The organism is Pseudidiomarina woesei (genome assembly GCF_001418345.1).
In the GTDB taxonomy this organism is placed as follows: domain Bacteria; phylum Pseudomonadota; class Gammaproteobacteria; order Enterobacterales; family Alteromonadaceae; genus Pseudidiomarina; species Pseudidiomarina woesei.
The window spans coordinates 64,104-85,075 of the sequence record NZ_LIPW01000007.1; the positions used below are offsets into that span (position 1 = coordinate 64,104).

Annotated in this window: 19 protein-coding genes; 10 read left to right on the top strand and 9 right to left on the bottom strand. The window is 48.6% G+C overall.

Annotated elements, in window-relative coordinates; all coding sequences use genetic code 11:
* Positions 1–33: 33 nt before the first annotated feature.
* A complete protein-coding gene (hemL, locus tag ASC40_RS09950) occupies positions 34–1,317 on the top strand; it encodes a glutamate-1-semialdehyde 2,1-aminomutase (protein WP_055439661.1) in 1,284 nt (427 codons plus the stop codon).
* On the opposite strand, the gene mrcB is transcribed toward hemL, so the two are convergent.
* From mrcB to pepB, 3 genes are read right to left on the bottom strand one after another with little or no spacing between them, the layout of a single operon-like run.
* Entirely contained in the window at positions 1,309–3,597 is a 2,289-nt protein-coding gene (mrcB, locus tag ASC40_RS09955) for a penicillin-binding protein 1B (RefSeq protein ID WP_082432545.1), read from the bottom strand. The two genes, hemL and mrcB, sit on opposite strands and share 9 nt — an antisense overlap.
* A complete protein-coding gene (hrpB, locus tag ASC40_RS09960) occupies positions 3,594–6,035 on the bottom strand; it encodes an ATP-dependent helicase HrpB (RefSeq protein WP_055439662.1) in 2,442 nt (813 codons plus the stop codon). The genes mrcB and hrpB overlap by 4 nt, the downstream gene beginning before the upstream one ends.
* 4 nt (positions 6,036–6,039) lie before the next feature.
* Positions 6,040–7,326, bottom strand: coding sequence for an aminopeptidase PepB (gene pepB / locus ASC40_RS09965; RefSeq protein WP_055439663.1), 1,287 nt, complete (start codon positions 7,324–7,326; stop codon positions 6,040–6,042).
* 67 nt (positions 7,327–7,393) lie between these two features.
* Here pepB and sfsA point away from each other — a divergent pair, with 67 nt between their 5' ends.
* The 7 genes from sfsA to panC all read left to right on the top strand — a co-directional run bounded on the left by sfsA (position 7,394) and on the right by panC (position 13,118).
* Entirely contained in the window at positions 7,394–8,086 is a 693-nt protein-coding gene (gene sfsA, locus ASC40_RS09970) for a DNA/RNA nuclease SfsA (RefSeq protein ID WP_055439664.1), read from the top strand.
* 74 nt (positions 8,087–8,160) lie between these two features.
* Positions 8,161–8,613, top strand: a complete 453-nt coding sequence (gene dksA / locus ASC40_RS09975; RefSeq protein ID WP_055439665.1) for an RNA polymerase-binding protein DksA — start codon at positions 8,161–8,163, stop codon at positions 8,611–8,613.
* Position 8,614: 1 nt separating this feature from the next.
* Positions 8,615–9,487 (top strand): tRNA glutamyl-Q(34) synthetase GluQRS, encoded by an 873-nt coding sequence (gene gluQRS, locus ASC40_RS09980; RefSeq protein ID WP_055439666.1) that lies wholly within the window; start codon positions 8,615–8,617, stop codon positions 9,485–9,487.
* 50 nt (positions 9,488–9,537) lie between these two features.
* Positions 9,538–10,944, top strand: coding sequence for a polynucleotide adenylyltransferase PcnB (pcnB, locus tag ASC40_RS09985; RefSeq protein WP_425415079.1), 1,407 nt, complete (start codon positions 9,538–9,540; stop codon positions 10,942–10,944).
* A complete protein-coding gene (gene folK, locus ASC40_RS09990) occupies positions 10,944–11,423 on the top strand; it encodes a 2-amino-4-hydroxy-6-hydroxymethyldihydropteridine diphosphokinase (protein ID WP_055439667.1) in 480 nt (159 codons plus the stop codon). Before pcnB ends, folK begins: the two co-directional genes overlap by 1 nt.
* A gap of 51 nt (positions 11,424–11,474) precedes the next feature.
* Entirely contained in the window at positions 11,475–12,269 is a 795-nt protein-coding gene (gene panB, locus ASC40_RS09995) for a 3-methyl-2-oxobutanoate hydroxymethyltransferase (protein WP_055439668.1), read from the top strand.
* 12 nt (positions 12,270–12,281) lie between these two features.
* A complete protein-coding gene (gene panC, locus ASC40_RS10000) occupies positions 12,282–13,118 on the top strand; it encodes a pantoate--beta-alanine ligase (protein ID WP_055439669.1) in 837 nt (278 codons plus the stop codon).
* Here the strand turns inward: panC and panP are convergent.
* Genes panP through mpl form a run of 6 tightly spaced genes read right to left on the bottom strand, consistent with a single transcriptional unit; the run spans position 13,115 to position 19,256 of the window.
* On the bottom strand, positions 13,115–14,776 hold the full coding sequence (panP, locus tag ASC40_RS10005; protein ID WP_055439670.1) for a pyridoxal-dependent aspartate 1-decarboxylase PanP: 1,662 nt from the start codon (positions 14,774–14,776) through the stop codon (positions 13,115–13,117). The genes panC and panP overlap by 4 nt on opposite strands.
* A gap of 37 nt (positions 14,777–14,813) precedes the next feature.
* A complete protein-coding gene (gene trmB, locus ASC40_RS10010) occupies positions 14,814–15,518 on the bottom strand; it encodes a tRNA (guanine(46)-N(7))-methyltransferase TrmB (protein WP_055439671.1) in 705 nt (234 codons plus the stop codon).
* Positions 15,515–16,288 (bottom strand): ABC transporter permease, encoded by a 774-nt coding sequence (locus tag ASC40_RS10015; protein ID WP_055439672.1) that lies wholly within the window; start codon positions 16,286–16,288, stop codon positions 15,515–15,517. The genes trmB and ASC40_RS10015 overlap by 4 nt, the downstream gene beginning before the upstream one ends.
* Before the next feature lie 4 nt (positions 16,289–16,292).
* Positions 16,293–17,240: an ABC transporter ATP-binding protein gene (locus ASC40_RS10020; RefSeq protein ID WP_055439673.1), complete on the bottom strand. Its 948-nt coding sequence runs from the start codon at positions 17,238–17,240 to the stop codon at positions 16,293–16,295.
* A 3-nt stretch (positions 17,241–17,243) separates the two neighbouring features.
* Positions 17,244–17,867: a flavin prenyltransferase UbiX gene (locus ASC40_RS10025; RefSeq protein WP_055439674.1), complete on the bottom strand. Its 624-nt coding sequence runs from the start codon at positions 17,865–17,867 to the stop codon at positions 17,244–17,246.
* A 36-nt stretch (positions 17,868–17,903) separates the two neighbouring features.
* Positions 17,904–19,256 carry a UDP-N-acetylmuramate:L-alanyl-gamma-D-glutamyl-meso-diaminopimelate ligase gene (mpl, locus tag ASC40_RS10030; protein WP_055439675.1) on the bottom strand — a complete coding sequence of 451 codons (1,353 nt, stop codon included), beginning with the start codon at positions 19,254–19,256 and terminating at the stop codon, positions 17,904–17,906.
* A gap of 149 nt (positions 19,257–19,405) precedes the next feature.
* Here mpl and ASC40_RS10035 point away from each other — a divergent pair, with 149 nt between their 5' ends.
* Both ASC40_RS10035 and ppa read left to right on the top strand, forming a co-directional pair.
* Positions 19,406–20,398 (top strand): class 1 fructose-bisphosphatase, encoded by a 993-nt coding sequence (locus ASC40_RS10035; RefSeq protein ID WP_055439676.1) that lies wholly within the window; start codon positions 19,406–19,408, stop codon positions 20,396–20,398.
* 42 nt (positions 20,399–20,440) lie between these two features.
* A complete protein-coding gene (gene ppa, locus ASC40_RS10040) occupies positions 20,441–20,971 on the top strand; it encodes an inorganic diphosphatase (RefSeq protein WP_055439677.1) in 531 nt (176 codons plus the stop codon).
* Position 20,972 lies beyond the last annotated feature (1 nt).

Consider the following 20,972-nt stretch of genomic DNA (forward strand, 5'->3'; position numbering starts at 1 on the left):
TTGCTTCATTGCATAAAACTTTAGAGGATTACCATGTCACGTTCTGACGAGTTATTTGCCCAAGCACAACACAGTATTCCAGGTGGTGTGAACTCACCTGTACGCGCTTTTAACGGCGTGGGGGGGTCACCTATTTTTATTGAAAGCGCTGACGGCGCTTATATGTTTGATGCCGATGGGCAGCGATACATCGACTATGTCGGCTCATGGGGTCCAATGATTCTTGGTCATAATAATCCAGTGATTCGCGAAGCCACTCACCAAGCGGTTGATCGTGGTTTAAGCTTTGGTACGCCAACCGCCAATGAAATTACCATGGCAGAAAAAATTAAGTCACTGGTACCTTCAATTGAAAAAGTACGCATGGTGAATTCTGGCACCGAAGCAACCATGACAGCTATTCGTTTGGCGCGTGGCTACACCGGTCGCGACAAAATTTTGAAGTTTGAAGGTTGCTACCATGGGCATGCAGACGCGTTGTTAGTGAAAGCCGGTTCTGGTGCATTGACCTTGGGCGTGCCAAATTCACCAGGTATTCCAGAAGACTTCGCGAAACACACGCTAACAGTGACTTTTAATGACCTCGACTCAGTGCGCCAGGTATTCGCTGAGTGCGGCAACGACATTGCCACCATTATTGTTGAACCTGTTGCTGGAAACATGAACTGTATCCCGCCAGCTCCAGGCTTCTTAGAAGGCCTACGCGATATCTGTGACGAATACGGAAGTGTGCTCATTTTTGATGAGGTGATGACAGGCTTCCGCGTGGCTCGTGGCGGTGCACAAGAGCGATTTAACGTTACTCCTGACCTAACCACCTTAGGTAAAGTTATCGGTGGTGGTATGCCGGTAGGCGCCTTTGGCGGTAAACGTGAAATTATGGACTATATCGCGCCGGTAGGTCCTGTTTATCAGGCGGGTACCTTGTCGGGCAACCCAGTTGCCATGGCTGCTGGATTAGCTGCTTTAACTCAGTTAGAAGACGAGGGCTTGTACCCCAATTTATATGCCAAAGTTGACCGCTTGGTTGATGGCCTGCAAGCATTAGCAGATGAAGCCGGTATTCCGTTCACCACTAACCGTGCCGGTTCTATGTTTGGCTTTTTCTTTACCGGCGACGGCCCGGTAACCAGCTATCAACAAGCCACACAGTGCAACATGGAGCATTTCCGTAGCTTCTACCACAGCATGCTAAAACAAGGTATTTATTTAGCGCCTTCTGCATTTGAAGCTGGTTTTATGTCGGCGGCACACACCGACGCGGATATCGACGCCACTCTGGCTGCAGCGAAAGTGGCATTTGCAGCGCTAAAATAAGCGCTGCCACCACGATTTCTCTTCAATATCGCCCGAGCAACCAAGGTTCTCGGGCAGTTTTTTCTCGCGCGCAGGCAATAAACGACTATTTCGGCAGTCAACCGGAATGCGTACACCTTTATTTGGATGAAAACCTGCAGCCTCAATACCCACCGGCTCAATAAGTTGCAGCGGTGCAATTGGAGTGCGTTGCAAAACTTGTTCGACCACGCGCAATGCACCGCTACTACCGGTTAGCTGTACCGGTTGATTATCGTCGCGCCCAAGCCAAACGGTAAACACGTGCTGATTGTCATAAGCCACAAACCAACTGTCGCGATAATCATTAGTCGTACCGCTTTTACCGGCTAATTTATTGACGCCAAAACGGTCAGCTAAGCGCGAGCCGGTGCCTTCATTAATGACACCACGCAAACCGAAGTTCACTAAGTAGGCCGCTCCTTTTGAAAACACACCAACATCGGATTTAAATTCACGTTGGTACAAGGTTAGCCCTTGGTGATTAGTTACCGCGCGTATACTACGCAGCGGTCGATACGTACCTTGTTGCGCCAGCATGCTATATATTTCGGTAATATTAACGGGTGACAATGCAACGGCTCCAAGCGTTACTGCCGGCACTTCTGGAATTGGTGTGTCAACCCCACTTTGTTGCAGCACTGCCGCCAAGCGGTCAATACCAACGTGCAAACCCAGACGCACTGCTGGAACGTTGCGCGATTGTGCCAACGCGTCATAGGCTAGCATTGGTCCGTTGTATTTTTTATCAAAATTCTGTGGTTGCCACGCTGCCTGTCCCGGTTGTTCTACGGTTAAAGGTTCATCAACAACTAATGAGCCCAATTCATAGTCGTTGTTTGCTTCAAAGGCTTCAGCGTAGATCAGTGGTTTGATCAGTGAACCTACTGGCCGCATAGCGGCAACAGCACGGTTGAAACCCACTTGACGCGGATTACGATCACCAATAACAGCGGTTACGCCCGCCTGCTGATGGTTGGCCACCACAACGGCTGCTTGCAGTTCGGTATCCTTACTAATCTTGGGTAGCTCATTAGTCAGGGCGCTTTCCGCTGCACGTTGCATAGCTGGGTCGAAATAAGTGAACACTCTTAAGCCGTCTTGCTGCCAATTTTCAGGCAAACGCATTTGTCCAAGCTCAAATTTAACCAACTCCATAAAATGGGGCATGTTGTCGCTTACAAGGCGCCCACTCGTGCTGCCCATAACAGGTGCTTCAACAGCTGCCACATACTGCTTTTGACTGATCAGGTTCTGCGCTAACATCAATTGCAAAATTAGGTCACGGCGCTGTTGCGCGCGCTCTGGATAACGGCGTGGGTCATAGTAAGAAGGGCCTTTCACAATGCCTACTAGCAATGCAATTTCCGCCGGCTCTAACTCTTCAACTTGCTTACCAAAGTAGAGCCGACTAGCAAGGCCAACACCATGAATAGCCGAACCGCGATCTTGGCCAAAATACACTTCGTTTAAATAGGTTTCTAAAATTTCATTTTTACTAAATCGGTAGTCAATAACCAAAGCCATCAGAGCTTCGTTAGCTTTGCGCCACAATGAACGATCACGGGTCAGGTACAAGTTTTTAATAAGCTGCTGGGTTAAGGTGCTTCCCCCTTGCACCGTTCGCATGGCCGACAGGTTAGCCAGCGCCGCACGCGCAATAGCCGTAACTGATACGCCTGCATGATGATAAAAATCACGATCTTCAACCAGAATCAGCGTTTCAATCAATAAGCTGGGAACACGCTCTAAACCAATGAGCAATCGGTCTTCTTGGCTACCGCCCGATAGGCGGCCCAAATAAGGTGGTTCTAGTTGAATGCGGTTGAGCGCTCTACCATCGGGTAAGCTTTGCACCGACTGCACTTGGTCTCCGGCAAAGTTAACCTGCACCCGTTGTGCCATTTGTGGGCCGGTTGCAAAGTCGAAAGGCCGGCGATAGAACTCAACTCCAAATTGGGTAACTCGGTACTGTCCAGTGTCATCCACCCGTTGCACGGCGGCGTAGTTTAGCTGTTTTAATTCATTGATAAGCGTTGTCTTGGTGAGCGGTGCTTGCGGCTCAACGACTAAACTTCGGCCATAAATAAGTGCCGGTGCTTGATAGCGATTACTGCTAAAGCGATCGGTTAAGGTGGCATCCAGATAAATGACATAGCCAACAAGAACAATTAGCCCAATGAGTGCTAGTTTAAAGCTCAAAACAATAGCGCGACGCCACCAACTTGGCTTTTGTTGCTTAGCCGACTGCTTTTTACTCATGTTAAATGTCTCTTTGTTTTATGAGTTGCCTGCGCTTGGCGCGGGTCATCTGGCCAAGGGTGCTTTGGGTAGCGACCTCTCATTTCCTTTTTGACGTGCTCGTACGCGTTATCCCAGAAACTAGCTAAATCTCCGGTGCGTTGCAATAATCGCCCGGCCGGAGAAAGTAAATCTATGGTAAGAATAACTTGGCCATGGCAAATTGTTGGCGATACCGGTTCGCCGAACATCTCTTGCAGCTTAATGGCAATGGTGGGCTGCTGAGCACAGTAGTCAATCGCCACACTGCGGCCACTAGGCGCCACCATGTGTGTTGGGCATGCTTGGGCTAAGCTTTGTTGCTGGGCATAGCTTAATCGCCCTTGCAGCGCCTCAACAACGTTCCATTGCTGTAATTCACGCAAATTGTCGATGTGCAGCCAATAGGGGTGTGCCCATTCACTAAGGGTATTTACGAGTTCATCGGTAGCAAGGCTTGGCCAAGCTTCAGGACGTACACAATCTATATACAGTTGGTAGCGCGCTAGCCACTGCTTAGCTTGCTCATTCAAGGTAAACCACGCCAGCCCAGCAGTGGCGATTTGCTCTGCCACATACTGGCTTAGCGCGTGCAAACGCTGTGTGGTGGTGATGCCGTTGCTTATGGGCGTCTCGCGCAGCCGAATAGCGCCTAGCGCGGTCACATTCACGGCTTGCAACCGCTGTTGCGGCCCCTGCCAACGCACTTCAGTGCGCTGCTCAATGTGTAACGCTGGATGTTCACGGTCAGCCTCAGTTAACGGCAGTGCTGCGCCAATCATAGCATCCGCTTGGGTTTCACTGAGCATTAAGTCGACCGCAACCAACCAAGGCCACCGCGGCCGTGTGTCTTCACGATGAAAAATAGCCCCGCCGCCGTAGCTTAATAAATAGCGGTCACTCTGCCCACGACGCTGAGCTACACGGTCAGGAAATGCCCAGAGCAACAAAGTTGGTGCTAGCTCCGGTTGAATAGTCGCGGTAGTGACGGCTAACTGTCGGCACCAAAACTGAAAACGCTGTTTGGCCGCTGGCGATAAGCGCGCTAGCGGCTGTGGAAAATGTTCACTTGCCGCTGGTTGCTCAATTTGGGCCATTAACCATGCCGTAGTCGCTTTTGTCGCGGCTGATTCATTCGCAACAGCATTCAGCATCCGTGCTAATCGCGGCTCAGTTGGGTACTGACTGATAACATGCCCTTGGCTAGTCAAAACGCCATTAGACTGACAAATATTGAGCTTGGTCAGCAAGGCGTGAGCAGCGCGCAGATGAGCGGGCTGCGGAGGCGTTAAAAACATCATTTGTTGGGGCTCCGCCCCCCATTTACGGCACTCCAACAAAAAGCCGGTTAAATCGGCGGTTTCTAGCTCTGGAACCTGATAGTCGCGCAGCCCATGGTCGTCGTTTTGTGACCACACCCGCATGCAGGTACCAGGCCCTAATCGACCAGCCCGCCCCGCCCGTTGCGTCGCCGAAGCTTTGGTAATGCGCCGAGTAACGAGCCTCGTAATACCGTGCTGGGGATAAAATTGTGCTTGACGCTCGCGGCCGCTATCAACCACCACATCGATATTAGGAATTGTGACACTGGTTTCGGCAATGTTCGTGGCGAACACCAAACGCTTGTTGGAATTAGCATCGGAAGTAAATAAAGCGCGCTGCTCGGCTTGGGGTACATTGCGATGTAACGCACTTACCTGCCAACCATCTAACTGCGTAAACTGCGCCATCAGCGCGTTTATTTCTCGTAGCCCGGGTACAAAGACCAATACACCTTGCTCGGCTTTTTGTATGGCTTGGCGAATAACCCCTGGCATTTCTTGCAACCAAGTTTGGGCGCTACTTGGAGGGTGGTAACTCACCTCAACAGGGTGCTGCCGACCTTGGCTTGTGAGTACCTTAGCATGGCCAAGCCACTGAGCAATTTGCTGAGCTGGCAAGGTTGCTGACATAATCAACACGCCCAAATCACTGCGCAAACTTGTGGCGTCTAAGGTCATCGCTAACCCCAAGTCACTGGCTAAATTACGCTCGTGAAACTCATCAAAAATAACCAAACCTACATCGGCAAGTTCAGGGTCGCGCTGAATATATTGCGTGAACATACCTTCGGTAAGAATAAGCAGTTTGGTCTTGGCATGAAACTTTGCTGTGCCACGAATGTGGTAGCCGACGTCTTCGCCTACCTTCTGGCCTAACTGTTCCGCAAGGTAATGCGCAATTGAAATAGCGGCCAAACGGCGCGGTTGCAAAAGCAAAATACGGCGCTGGCCATAAATGTTTGCCTGCAGCAGTGCTAGCGGAAGAGCCGTTGATTTGCCAGCGCCAGGCGGCGCCTCGAGTACAACAGGTGCTTGCGGTAACCAAGCAATAACGTCATCAATTAACGCCGTTACCGGCAGCACCTGCTCTGTGGTCATCGGGTTACTTTAATAGGCTTGCCGCAATGGTACGGAAACCTAACGCCGTTGCGCCTGTTGGCCATAACGCATTGGCACTGCCGTGATAGGCCCCAGCAATATCAAAGTGTAACCAGCCGGCACCCTCATTCGGTGCAAAACGTAACAAGAAACCAGCCGCATTACTGGCTCCGCCCGAACCGCCACCTTTTTGCGGGCGACTGTTTGCGGTGTCGGCAAATGCCGAAGGACAATTATCTTTATGCCAGTTGTTTAGCGGCAAGCGCCACAATAATTCGCGTTGCTCATGAGCAATGTTCAAGGTTTTTTGGGCGAGCTCATCATCAACACTAAATAGCGCATTGTAGTCAGTACCCACTGCAACTTGAGCCGCACCTGTGAGCGTTGCCGCATCAATAATTAATTTGGCATTCACTTCACCGGCATAAATCAAACCGTCAGCCAATACCAAACGGCCTTCGGCGTCGGTATTCACAATTTCAACGGTTTGCCCGTTTTTGTAGGTAATAATGTCACCCAGTTTATAAGCGCTACCGTCAATTAAGTTTTCGGCGCAGCACAAGACTAATTGCACGCGTTTACTGAGGCCCTGGTGTATTGCATGCACCAGTGCTCCGGCAACAGTCGCAGCACCACCCATGTCACACTTCATGGCCAGCATACCTTCGCTTGACTTGATGCTATAGCCACCGCTATCAAAGGTAATTCCCTTACCAATAAGCACCGCATCAACGGCGGCATTGACATCTTGCCCAGGGTTGTAGTCCACCACCAACATTACCGGTGGCTTTTTGCTTGCGCGACCCACGGTGTGAATACCCATACGACCGTGCTTGACTAGCTCATCACCAACAATTTGCGTAACTGTGATGGCATTAGGTGCCACAGCAGTTAGCTTATCAGTCACTTTCTGCGCCAGTGACTCTGGGTAAATTTCATTGGGGGGTAAGTTGATGAGTTCACGTACCCAAGCTGCGGTGTCGCGCATCTGGGCTAGTTTGTCGGCATCGTCAGCCCAGTGAATGGTATTTTTCGTAAGCGTGTCAGTAAAACCATTAGAAAACGCCCATTGGCGCTCTAAGTCCCAAGCTTCGCCCGCTAGCTGCACCGATTTAATACCCATGGTGTCTAATTGCCGCCCCGCTTTTTGTACTTTGCGCAGATTATCGGCCTCGTTCGTGCCTAAATAAATTGTCGCCCCTTGCTCGCTCATAATTGCGGCTGAACTAGCTTTCCAAGCGGCCTGCTCAGCAGGTTGATTAGCAATAAATACAGATACAGTGCTAGACATGCGAATACGCTCCCAGTATGTTTTCGGCTTGATGTGACTATCCTATCCGAGCTATGTGGGGCTTACAATGAAGTTTCTCAACCCTTTGCGCCGAGCGGTGCTAATAAAACGCTACAAACGCTTTTTAGCCGACGTGCAATTACCAAATGGTGATGTTATCACCATTCATTGCCCAAACACCGGCGCAATGACCGGCTGCGCGCTTCCCGGAATGAAAGTATGGATTAGCGACTCGGGTAACCCAAAACGTAAATACCGTTATACTTGGGAGCTCGCAGAAACACCTGAAGGCGATATGATTTGTGTCAATACCCAACGCGCCAACCAAATTGCTGGCGAGCTACTGCAACAAGGTATGTTAGAACCCTTTACAGAACTTACAGCAGAACAAAACTATGGCTATGATAACCGCCGCATTGATTGGCAAGGCATCGACGCTAACGGTAACTTAACCTTTATTGAAGTAAAAAGCGTTACTTTAGCTGAACAGCAACAAGGGTATTTCCCCGATACCGTTAGCGAACGAGCGCGCCAGCATTTAGCGAGTCTGCAAACCATGGCAAACGAGGGTCATCGCGCCATGGTGTTATATATTGTTTTGCATTCGGCAATTAACCAAGTTAGCGCTGCAAAGCATATCGACGCTAAATACGCCGAGGCATGCGACATAGCCAAACAAACGGGGGTTGAGTTTAATGCCATTCAATGCCAAATATCGGCCGAGGAAATAAAACCAAGCGCGATTATTTGCGTGAAATAAAATTGCGCAGCTGATCGCTTTCTGGTATATGTACCGACCTTTTTAATAACAACGTCTCATATAGGAGATCCATAATGCCTCAAGGAACGCCGAAAAAAGCCCATGGCATTCTGGCACAAGCTGGCTTGGAGCCTTACGAGCTGGGTCCAGACGAAGAATATATGAATGAGGCGCAACGTGCGCATTTTCGTAAAATATTAGAGGTATGGCGTGCGCAATTGCGCGAAGAAGTTGACCGTACCGTACACCATATGAAAGATGAAGCAGCGAACTTTCCCGATCCGGTAGACCGCGCTGCACAGGAAGAAGAATTCAGCTTAGAGTTACGTACCCGTGACCGCGAGCGTAAGCTGATTAAGAAAATCGAAAAAACGCTACAGAAAATTGAAGCGGATGATTTTGGTTTTTGTGATCAATGCGGTATTGAGATCGGTATTCGCCGCTTAGAAGCACGCCCAACAGCTGACCTTTGCGTAGACTGTAAAACGTTAGCTGAAATAAAAGAGAAGCAAATGACTGGCGCCTAATATGGTGGCTACGTCTGGTTATTGCGGACGCTTTGCCCCGACCCCGTCGGGGCCTCTTCATTTTGGTTCATTAATTGCCGCACTTGCGAGTTATTTAGATGCCCGCGCAAATAATGGGCGATGGCTTGTGCGTATTGAAGACATTGACCAACCTCGAGCCGTAGCCGGCGCCGATAAAATCATCTTAGAGCAACTTAAACAGCATGAGTTACACTGGGACGGTGAGATTATTTATCAAAGCCAGCGGACGGAAGTATACCAAGGCGCATTGGAGCAGTTGCAAGCACAGCAGCTAACCTATCGTTGTGAGTGTAGCCGTAAACAAATCAAAGCACGCGGGCCCTACTACACCGGTGTGTGTCGTCAAAAACAATTAGTTGATGAAAACACGGCCATCCGTTTTAGAAACGACCACTCAGTGCTTAGCTTTGTCGATGAATTGCAAGGTGAGGTCGCTATTGATCCAGCCTTCGCGGCGGAAGATTTTGTATTATTTCGTCGTGATGGGCTGTTCACATACCAGTTGGCAGTGGTGGTTGACGACATTGAGCAAGGCATTACAGATATCGTTAGAGGTGAGGACTTACTTACCGCGACAAGCTGGCAAATAAACCTATGGCGACTTTTCTCCAAGCGTGTACCGCATTTCAAACACGTCCCGCTTGCGCTTGACTCACGCGGTCGCAAGCTTAGTAAACAGAACCATGCACCGGCACTTCGCGACGATCAGGTTATTGAACAGTTAGCTGCCGCTATGCGCTTTTTACAGCTGCAACCGAAGCCAACAGACAATGCCGCTGAATTATTGAGCGATGCTGTTATGCAATGGCGCACGCGCGACTTCCCCAAAACCGTTCAGCAGGATACAATATAACCGTTTTAAACATTGTCGGAGAACCCGTTATTATCAAACGCATTAAAGCCTTGGCAAAGCGTGCTATAAAACGCACACCAAACGCAAAAAACTTGCCGCAAAATATTCTTGCCAAGCCTCGGATCATTCCTCGCGATCAACATAATATTTCGCGCAAAGATATTTCCGAACCCGCTCTTAAGGTGCTGTACCGGTTACATAACGCCGGTTATGAGGCCTATTTGGTAGGCGGCTGTGTGCGCGACCTGTTACTTGGTTTGCACCCAAAAGACTTCGACGTTACCACCAATGCCACGCCTGAGCAGGTACGTAAGTTATTCCGCAATTGCCGTTTAGTCGGTCGCCGCTTTCGTTTGGCACATGTTGTATTTGGGCGAGAAATTATTGAAGTTGCTACCTTTCGTGGTCATCACGAAAGCCATGATGATGAAGATACCGCCGATAAAGTGGCGAAACAAAATGCCGAAGGCATGCTCGTTCGCGACAATGTTTATGGCACCATTGACGAAGATGCCCAGCGCCGTGATTTCACAGTAAATGCGCTGTACTACAACATTGCCGACTTCAGTATTGTCGACTTTGCTAATGGGGTGCGTGATTGTGAAGCTGGCGTATTACGCATGATTGGCGATGTCGAGATACGTTACCGCGAAGATCCAGTACGTATGCTTCGTGCTGTTCGTTTTGCTACCAAGCTAAATATGCGTTTAGACGACAGTGTCGCTAAACCAATTCGTGAGCTTGCCCCTTTACTGCAAAATATTCCACCAGCGCGCTTGTTTGAAGAAGTACTCAAGCTATTTACCGCGGGCAAAGGCTTAGCTAACTTCGAAATGTTAGCCGATTACCATTTGTTTCAGCAGCTGTTCCCATTGCTTAAAGTTTATTTGAAGTCACCGACAGAAGCCCCGTATCAATTAATACATCAAACTTTTGCAGATACCGATGCACGGGTGCGTAACGACCAGCGTATTACGCCCGCGTATTTGTTCGCCGCTCTTTTGTGGTGGCCATTACAAGCGCGCATGGAGCAACTGAGTGTCGAAAGTGGTCTACCGCCGGTTGATGCACTAAATATTGCTGCAGCGGATGTTATTGGCCGCCAAGTACAAACTATAGCCATACCGAAACGCTTTAGTATTCCAGCTCGCGAAATTTGGCAGCTACAACAACGCATGGAACGTGCCAAAGGCAAACGCGTGCAGACGCTGTTAACACACCCTAAATTTAGGGCCGCCTACGACTTTTTGTTATTGCGTGCCAAAACAGCCACGCCTCTTGAACAAAAAGTATTACAGCAACGAGCCGATTTCTGGACCAAGCTTCAACAAACGACGGATATATCCTCACTGCCGGCACATGTGGCGGACAAAGAGCACGCGCCAAAACGCCGTGGGCGACGTGGCGGCAAACGCCGTCGCAGTAATAAGCCGAAACCCAGCGGAAATATCAACTAATGGCATTGGTTTACATTGCTCTTGGCGCGAATCTGGGGAATCCGCAGCAAACTCTGCGTGACGCACTGCATACTCTAGCGGCACTACCCCAGCTTACGCATCTGCGCGCCAGCTCTCTTTATGCAAGCTCGCCCATGGGGCCTGTTGAACAGCCTGACTACGTAAACGCCGTTGCTTGCGCTGAAACACAATTGACGCCCATTGAGTTACTCGATCTGCTGCAGTCTATTGAGCAGCAGTTTGGTCGACAACGGCTTGTGCATTGGGGCCCACGTACGCTTGATTTGGACATATTGTTATACGATCAAGCTGTGATCCATGAAGAGCGGCTAACCATTCCACACCCCGGCCTTGCCGAACGTGATTTTGTGATTGTGCCATTGTGCGAGTTAAGCCCTAACCTCCAATTACCTGATGGTCGTGATATTGCTAGCCTTTACCAAGCAATGACGCATCATGACCTGCAAAAAATTACCTGATACAATCAAACGCCATCGGTTATTGATATCGTTCACAGAAAGGAGTTCGCAATGGCGGGCATGACTATTTCGAAACTGAGCAAAATGAAAGCCTCGCGCGATAAAATTGTCTCAGTGACAGCGTATGATGCTTCATTTGCCAAATTGTTTGCACAATGCGGTATCGACTTCATGCTAGTCGGCGACTCTTTGGGCAACGTTGTGCAGGGACAATCGAGTACCTTGCCGGTTACCGTGGAACAAATAGCCTACCACACCGAGGCCGTGCGGCGCGGTGCACCTGATGCGTTCATCATGGCTGATATGCCGTTCATGTCGTACGCGACACCGGAGCAAGCCTGTGTTGAGGCGGCCAAGCTAATGCGCGCAGGCGCCAATATGGTTAAGCTTGAAGGCGGTGACTGGTTGTTAGATACCATTCGCACCTTGGTTGAGCGTAGCGTGCCGGTGTGCGCGCATTTAGGTTTGCTACCACAGTCGGTCAATGTACTGGGCGGTTATAAAATTCAAGGCCGTGAACAAAGTGCTGCCGAAAATACCGTACGCCAAGCACTTGCTCTGCAACAAGCTGGGGCACAAATGTTGGTGCTTGAATGCGTGCCAAGTAGTCTTGGGCAGTTAATTAGTCAAAAATTAGACATTCCGGTTATAGGTATTGGCGCTGGGGCTCAAACCGATGGCCAGATTCTTGTTATGCATGACATGTTTGGCTTAAACAGCGACTACTTACCAAAATTCGTGAAGAACTTTTTAGCCGACGCTGACGACTTGCAAAGCGCTGTAGAACTTTATATTCGCCAAGTAAAAGACGGCAGTTTTCCTGGCCCAGAACATACGTTTGAGTAGCGAACTATCAGCATGCAACAACTGACCAGTTTAGACGAGCTTCGCGCATGGCGAGCACAATTGACCGGCACCGTCGCTTTGGTGCCTACTATGGGAAACCTGCACGAAGGCCACCTTAAATTGGTTGATAGAGCCAAGCAGCTGGCCGACCATGTGGTGGTTAGTATTTTTGTGAACCCCATGCAATTTGGCGCCAATGAAGACTTAGCCAGTTACCCACGCACCTTTGAGGCCGATTGTATTGTGCTGGCCGAGCGTGGTGCTCACGCGGTATTTGCGCCGACCGTCGCCGATGTCTATCCACGAGGCTTAGAGCAGCAAACTTACATTGAAGTACCCGGCATTTCAGAAATTCTGTGTGGTGCAAGCCGACCTGGGCATTTTCGTGGAGTCGCCACCATTGTAGCCAAGTTATTCAACATGGTGCAGCCTCAGGTTGCCGTATTTGGTGAGAAAGACTTTCAGCAGTTGCAAGTTATTCGTTTAATGACGCGCGACTTGAGCTTGCCGGTCGACGTGATTGGCATGCCAACAGAACGGGCCAACGATGGCCTTGCGCTAAGCTCACGTAACGGTTATTTAACCCAAGAACACCGAGCTGCTGCGCCGGTTTTGTATCGCACATTGCAACGTATTGCTGATGACATAAAAGCCGATATGAAGCCTGAAACTGTGCTGCAAACTGCTGCATCAGTCATTGAAAAAACGGGGTTCAGCATTGATTATCTTGAACTGCGCCGCCGTGAAGACCTAGCGCCAGCAACCGCGTCAGACCGTGAACTCGTGGTGTTAGTTGCCGCGTTTATTGGTAAAACGCGGCTAATTGATAACTTGCAGTTTGAGCGTTAACGGCCGTTTATTTCGCGCACCAACCCTAACTCTCGTAACTCTGTATATAAAGCACCGCGCAAGCTCATTGCTTGTGCGGCAATTTCGCGCTGTTCCTGCAATACTTCTTCGAGCATGTCACGCGTGGTTAACGGATTTGCCAACACCACACGAAACACCACGGTTGGCTCTCGGTGATATTGCGCCGGCGTTAATTTAGTACGCGACACAAACGAGCGCCCCGTTTCACGCTGACGTTTTTGAATAAACCGCGTTAACGCATTTAAGTGGGGCGTAATGCGGCGTACTTGCTCTGCGTTTGCTTGCTGCAACAATGGTTTTACTTTCGCTGGTACAAACCGGTACGTTAGCAAACAAAGCTCTGGTTCTGTTATCAACTCAAAGTCGTCTTGTGCTTCTATCAAACGTGCAAATTCACGGGCTTTTTCAATACTTTGATCGATTAAAAGTTCATAACCACGGCGGCCCATCACATGCATAGCTGAATACACCAGCATAGCCATGCCGGGCCGTGAGCCTTCCATGGTATGCGCACCTAGGTCTTTCGAGCCATGTCGAATGATATATTCAGCATGATGCTCAATTGCACGCACCATACTTGGCTCACGGAACAAAACAATGCCAGCCCCCATAGGAACGTACATTTGTTTATGGGCATCAATAGTCACGCTGTCTGCCCGTTCAATACCATGCAATAAACGGCGAAAGCGCTTCGACAGCAATGTTGCGCCACCCCAAGCCGCGTCGACATGAAAATGTGCGCCTATTTCTTCGGCTACGTCAGCCATCTCATCCAGTGGATCAATATGGCCGGTTTCCGTAGTACCACCGACTCCCACTAGCGCCAGAACTTTTCCGCCTTCATCAGCTACTTTCGCACACGCTTCGCGCAGCGCATCAATTCGAATTCGATTGTGGTCATCGGTTGGCACTGCAATTAAATTGCGCCGACCAATGCCAAGTACATCTGCCGCTTTACTCAGTGAATAATGACCGCGCTCAGAGACCATTATTGTTAACCGTTTATAGTCATAATGAGCTAAACCCGCGGCAAGGCCTTCTGCAGCAATGCCTGCAAAACCGCTATCGGGCTTCAGCAGTAAGTTTCGTGCCACCCATAGCGCCGTAATATTGGCAACTGTACCGCCTGAACACATGGCTCCAAGCGAGTGCTGCGCGCTATGCATCCAACGCTGATAGAACGCTGTATCTTGCTGATATACCAAGTGATGCAGCATACCGAGGACATTGCGCTCGAGTGGGGTAAACGCTTTTGATGTTTCAATTTTTACCAGGTTCTGATTCAAACCCACCATGAGTTTTGCCAACGGCAGCAAAAAATAAGGCAGCGCCGATGTCATGTGACCAATAAAGCGAGGGGATGACGTATGAACCGAGTGGGCCACTAAATTATTGAGCAGAAACTCGGTATGATCAGAGACGTAACGCGGCTCTTCTGGAATTTCGCTGACACTAAAGTTTTGCTCAATTTCGTGCAACGGTTTTTCGCGTGCGACAATATGTTCACCCAGAAAACCCATGAGGTTTTCAGATAAGTGTTTTTCAATTTTACCCAAAGTTGAGTCCGGCGCTTCCGGAATAGTGAAAATTTTCAGTAGCGCTTCTTGGCTAACTTCAGCAAAAGTTGTGTCGCTCAAGCAAATATCCTTGTGATGCTTTGACTAAATATATGTCTTATTCTGCCTCGATCGCGGAAAAATAGCGACCATCTTCCGGCAAATCTGCCCGCAACTCCCATAACTGCTGGCCACTGCGCTGATATTTCCGCTCAAATGGGGTCATTGGCTCGTGGCGTGCTAACAAAGGGAAAATGGTTGCACTGCAGTTTACTAAGGCCAAGCTACTGGCCACTTCTGTTAAATAAATAGCCCAGTTTGAGCGCATCACCAATTGACCGCCCAACCCCAGAACATAAGGCCACACTGGGCTGCCATGCCAGCGACGCCCAAGGTGTGCAGCTTTAGGCCACGGGTTGGGATACAAAATATAATGTTGCTGTAGTTGCCAGTGCGCCTCAACCGCTAAACGCCAAAAGTCATGAAGGTCGGCGCGTACCAAAATATAGCGTTGGCCGGCTTCAGCTTTTTCATATTGGGCATGGCGCGCTAAGCGATGTGCAGATTTATCAACACCTATCACTAAAGCCTCAGGATTCTGCTCGGCAATCCACGCGGTACTCTCACCAACCCCGCAACAAGAGTCCAAAATAATTGGCCCTTGCCAGTCAGCTACAAGCTTTTGTACTTGCTCAAAAGCCTCGCGATTGTGCGCCTGAATAGGCTTACGAAATGGCGAGCGCAAATGGCGCATCACGACAGTGGTTAAATCATCATGATTACCGTGCTGGTTCGTCGTTACCGGTCTAGACTCATGGTTCACGAGCGAATACCTGCGCCGCGTTTAAGGAGTGTAAAAGCCAGAGTAAATAGCACAAGGTTGAAACCAATAATTACGGCTAACGCAACCCCCACATTGACATCTGACACACCTAAAAAGCCATAGCGAAACGCGTTCACCATATAAAGTACGGGGTTGGCTTGGGCCACTTGCTCCCAAATACCTGGTAGTAATTGAATACTAAAAAACACCCCGCCCAAATAAGTAAGTGGCGTTAGCACAAAGGTTGGCACAATAGAAATGTCATCAAAGGTCTTCGCATGTATGGCATTAATTAAACCACCAAGCGAAAACAACGTAGAGGTTAAAATAACGGTTAGAACCAAAATGCCGGCATGATGAATACTGACGTTTTCAACAAACAAGAACGATACACAAGTGACAATAATGGCCACAATTAATGCACGCGCTAAACCACCGCCAACATAACCACCAATAATAACCGCCGGCGACACTGGCGCCACCAGCATTTCTTCAATGTTGCGCTGAAATTTGGCACTAAAAAACGATGACGCGACATTTGAATACGAATTGGTAATAATCGACATCATAATCAGGCCCGGCACAATAAACTCCATATAAGGCCGACCACCCATATCACCAATTCGCTCGCCAACAATGCTACCAAAAATCACGAAATATAACGTCATAGTGATAGCTGGTGGCACTAGGGTTTGCACCCAAATACGCAAGAAACGCGTGCACTCTTTTATCCAAATGGTTTTTAGCGCAATAAAGCTAATGGATGACATCGTATTAAGCCTCTGCTGCTGTTGGTTTGCGGCCTTTCTCGACCAAATTCACGAATAACTCTTCTAAACGGTTGGCTTTATTGCGCATAGACAATACCGTTACATGTTGCGCGCTTAGCTGTTCAAATACGCGGTTCAAGCCTTGGCTTTTTTCCACATCAACTTCTATGGTGTGGTCATCTAACGCACGCCAGGTGAAGCTTTCCAAGGTTAAATTGGCCGTGCTCGATTGCCCTTCGCTCACGGCTAAATCGAACACAAAAGTTTCCATATTTAATGTCGCCAACAGCCGTTTAATCGAGGTATTTTCGATAATGGTGCCGTGGTCAATAATGCCAATGTTGCGGCATAGAGTTTCGGCTTCTTCCAAATAATGGGTGGTCAAAATAATGGTAATACCTTGTTTGTTAATGGTTTCAAGGTAATCCCACATACTGCGACGCAGTTCAATATCAACACCCGCGGTTGGCTCATCTAAAATCAGTAATTTCGGCTCGTGTAGTAATGCGCGAGCAATCATCAGGCGGCGCTTCATGCCCCCTGACAACATACGTGCAGGGCTATCGCGTTTATCCCACAGACTTAATTGCTTGAGGTATTTTTCAGCACGTTGCTTGGCTAATTCACGTGGCACGCCGTAATAGCCAGCTTGGTTAACCACAATTTGTTGCACGGTTTCAAATTGATTGAAGTTGAACTCTTGTGGCACCAAACCAATTTGGCGTTTCAAGTCGACCAGTTGGGTATCTAAATCATAGCCAAACACATTAACCGTGCCTGAACTTTTATTCACCAATGACGAAATAATACCGATGGTGGTTGATTTACCAGCGCCATTTGGCCCCAATAGGGCAAAGAAATCGCCTTCTTCAACATCCAAATCAATACCTTTAAGAGCTTCATGTCCACCCTTATAGGTTTTCTTTAAGCCACGAATAGACAATGCTTTCATGATTTATCGTTTCTCCTCGCCATAACCCCAGCGTGGTTGTAATGTTTGGTCTAAATCGAGATGGTCAAGAATTCGTGCAACAACGAAATCAACCAAATCGTCGATGGACTGTGGTTTATGATAGAACCCAGGTGCAGCTGGCATAATAGTCACGCCGAGTTGCGCCAATTTGTGCATATTTTCTAAATGAATTGCCGAAAATGGCATTTCGCGTGGCACCAGAATTAACTGCCCACGCTCTTTGATCACCACGTCTGCTGCACGCTCAATCAAGTTATCACTCGCCCCATGAGCTATAGCTGATAAGGTGCCGGTAGAACACGGGCATATAATCATTTTTTTCGGCGCAGCAGAACCTGACGCGACCGGAGAAAACCATTCTTCTTTGCCGTAAACTTGTAGTTGTGATTCACCAGCACCAAAGTGCTCACGCAGCATATCTGCCATGGCTTTCGGTGCAGCTGGTAATTGCCAATCAAGCTCTGTGGCAAACACCACTCGTGCGGCACTCGACAGTAACAAATGCACATGCTGCTGTTGCGCTAGCAAGCATTCAAGTAACCGCACCGCATATGGCGCGCCAGAAGCACCGGTAATCGCCAATGTGATGTGATTCGGCTGCGTCATGTTATGTCCTCTGTATGGGTCTGCTAAGAATGACTGTTAGTTTGTGTACTGGCGACGTAATACGTCAATTAAGCGATTATGGATGTTGCCAAATCCGCCATTACTCATAATGACAACCTGATCTCCAGGTTGTAATTTCTGGCTTAACAGTACAAGTAGCTCATCTACCGACGCCCCCACATGAGCGCGTGGCACTTTATCCGTAACTCGCCATTGTACCGCGTCTGGCTGTAGCATAAAAATCTCATTTGCCTCAGACAATGCGGTGTCGAGCGCATCCGCCATAGTGCCAAGTTTCATGGTATTGGAACGCGGTTCTAGCACCGCAACAATACGTGCTTTCGGTTGCTTAGCACGCATCCCTTTTAGCGTGGTTGTTATCGCAGTCGGATGATGCGCAAAATCATCGTAAATGGCGATATCGGCAATATCGGCACGCAACTCTAAACGGCGCTTGGTGTTCTGGTACGACAATAGCGCCTCGCAGCTAACATCAACAGGAACTCCCACATGATGCGCTGCCGCAATCGCCATTAAGCCGTTCGCTACATTATGATCGCCAATTAGGTCCCAGCGCACTTGCCCCTTAGTTTCACCACGGTGCAACACATCAAATACACTGCCGTCTTGTTTTACCAAGCGGGTTGACCATTCCCCCTGCGGCCCAGTGGTCACAATTTCACTCCAACACCCCTGCTGAATAACTTGTTCAAGAGCAACTTCGTGGTGAGGATAAAAAATACGCCCATAACCTGGCACTACCCGCACCAAATGATGAAATTGACGTTGTATAGCTGCTAAATCGGCAAAAATATCGGCATGATCAAACTCAAGATTGTTCAGCACTAACGTGCTTGGACAATAATGAACAAACTTAGAACGTTTATCAAAAAATGCCGTGTCATATTCGTCAGCTTCAATGACAAAAAAGTCACTCTCGCCCAAGCGCGCTGACTGCTGAAAGTTGGCCAATACGCCACCGACTAAAAATCCTGGTTTCAAACCGGCAAATTCAAGTAGCCAAGTGAGCATGCTCGATGTTGTTGTTTTACCGTGCGTTCCTGCTACTGCAAGAACCCATTTGTGCTGTAACAGTTCATCATGCAGCCACTGCGCACCCGATGTGTAGGGAATGCGCTGATTAAGCACCGCTTCAACCGCAGGATTGCCGCGGCTTAAGGCATTACCAATAATCACTAGGTCAGGACGCGGGGAAAGCTGCTCGGCATCATATCCCTCGATGAGTTCAATACCGATGGCTCGCAGTTGGTCACTCATGGGCGGATAAACTTGCGCGTCACTACCTGTTACATGGTGCCCAAGCCCCTTCGCCAAAGCGGCAATACCACCCATGAATGTTCCACAAATACCAAGAATATGAATGTGCATGGTTTTACTCACATTATTACAATGTGCATCAGTGTATCACGCAGCTTTCATTGCGCGACAATCTGAGCAGGCAATTTGCTTAAATTTGCGGTAAACTTAGCCGCGTTTAAAACTCGTATTCGACCACTAGCAAATTTCACGAGGGTTCCATGCAACGCTTAATTCCGACCTTACGCAACGATCAGGTCGACGAAGCTCTGATTTCCGTTATCAATTCACTACAAATTTGCGCCAAGGAAATTTCATTCCGCGTTGGCCAAGGTGAGCTAGCGGGCGTTCTCGGTTCAACTTTGTCTGAAAACATTCAAGGCGAAACCCAGAAGAAACTCGATATTCTATCAAATCAATTGATCAAAGAAATTTTGCTAGAGTGCCAACACGTACGAGCGGTCGCTTCTGAAGAAGAAGAGGGTATTGTACTTGGGCACGATAACGGCAAGTACTTAGTCGCTTTTGATCCACTAGATGGCAGTTCAAATATTGATATTAACAGCATGGTTGGGACTATCTTCTCGGTCTTGCCAGTTCCTGAGAACAATTCAGGCGATGTCGATATGTTTTTGCAGCCAGGCCGTAACCAAGTTGCTGCTGGCTACATTCTTTATGGTCCGTCTATCATGCTGGCTTTTACTACCGGCAATGGCTTGCGTATGTTCACACTTGACCAAACGGTGGGTGAGTTCTTACTTACCAAAAAAGACTTGCAGATAGAAGCCGAAACCTCTGAATTTGCAATTAACATGTCAAATTTCCGACACTGGCAAGAGGGCATGCAGCTATATGTGGATGACTTGCTCGCCGGCACCAGTGGCCCTCGAGCGAAAAACTTTAACATGCGTTGGGTCGCAGCTATGGTTGCCGATGTGCATCGAATTTTATGCCGTGGTGGTTTATTTGCTTACCCATGGGATGCCCGTTCAGCAAATAAACCGTATAAATTACGCTTAATGTATGAAGGTAACCCCATGGCATGGTTGGTTGAACAAGCTGGCGGCTTGGCTCACAGCGGCGAAGAACGCATATTAGATATTCAGCCAACTGATATTCATCAGCGCGTCGGCATTATACTTGGCGCCAAGCATGAAGTAGAAGCGTGCTTGCGTTATCTAGAGGGTTCGCAATCGGGCGACAAGACCGTATAATACGCGCCAATATTTTTAACTTAGTCTTTAACAGGAATACACATGAGCTTAAGTCACGTTAGCGCAGGTAAAAACCTGCCAGAAGAAGTCAACGTTATCATTGAAATTCCAGCGAACGCTGACCCAATTAAATACGAAGTCGACAAAGACACTGGCACCTTGTGGGTTGACCGTTTTATGTCAACGCCAATGTTTTATCCGTGCAACTATGGTTTTGTTAACGACACACTTTCTTTAGATGGCGACCCTGTGGACGTGTTGGTACCAACACCTTACCCATTACAAGCCGGTTCAGTCATTAAATGCCGTCCTGTTGGCGTTTTAAAAATGACTGACGAAGCGGGTGAAGATGCAAAAGTTATTGCAGTTCCTGTTAGCAAACTTACCAAAGAATACGATCACATTAACAATGTCGATGATTTGCCGGAGTTACTTAAAGCACAAATCGCGCACTTCTTTGAGCGCTATAAAGAGCTTGAGAAAGGCAAATGGGTAAAAGTTGACGGTTGGGGTGATATCGAAGCGGCCAAAGAAGAAATCATGTCTTCATTCGAACGCGCCAAACAGAAATAAG